The following is a 617-nucleotide window of genomic DNA, read 5'->3' as shown; positions in this document are numbered from 1 at the left end:
TAAGGCGACCAACTCCTCGAACGCATAGGCCTGATCGCCGAAGCGCTTGCCGAAGGATCGGGCAAGCCGGTCTGGATGACCCGTCCAATGACCAGCCTCATGCGCGAGCGTGGCCGCCCATGCAGCACGCGTGTCGAACTGTTCGACGGGCGGCATCGTGATGAGGTCTGCGCGCAGGTTATAATAGGCGCGATCGCCTCCAGTCCGCAGCCGCGCCGGCAGGCGATCGACGAAGCGTTGTGCCCGCGCACCGAGCCGGTCGCCCGGTGGGACGAGCGATAGCGGTTCTGGATAGAAATCGGACGGCAGCGCGTCGATCTGGTCTGCATTGAAGACCGCATAGGACCGCATCACCCGGCGATGCTCATCGACCAGCTCGCCGGGACGTTCGCTGGAATCGACCTTCTTCGAATAGGCCTTGTAGAAGATTGCAAATTGCGCCTGCTCACCGGCACGGACCTGCCCGCCAAGGGTCTGCGCCTGGCGGTAGGTCATCCAATGCCGTGACCGATAGCCGCATTGCTCGGCAGCCAGCCACAGCCAAAAGGTGTTCATGCCGCGATACGGCTCGCCATTGGCCCGCAGCGGACGCCCCTGCGCCGCACACGAACGCCAGG

At 64.3% G+C, this 617-nt stretch carries 1 protein-coding gene; it reads right to left on the bottom strand.

What is annotated here, in order from left to right; translation table 11 throughout:
* The coding region (locus YP76_RS26435; protein ID WP_046766348.1) for an ArdC family protein at positions 1 to 617 on the bottom strand (617 nt) is incomplete at both ends.

Origin of the sequence: Sphingobium chungbukense, from assembly GCF_001005725.1 — a bacterium.
Lineage (GTDB): Bacteria > Pseudomonadota > Alphaproteobacteria > Sphingomonadales > Sphingomonadaceae > Sphingobium > Sphingobium chungbukense.
The sequence above is the reverse complement of the archived record's forward strand: the minus strand, read 5'-3'. Positions and strand labels throughout refer to the sequence as shown.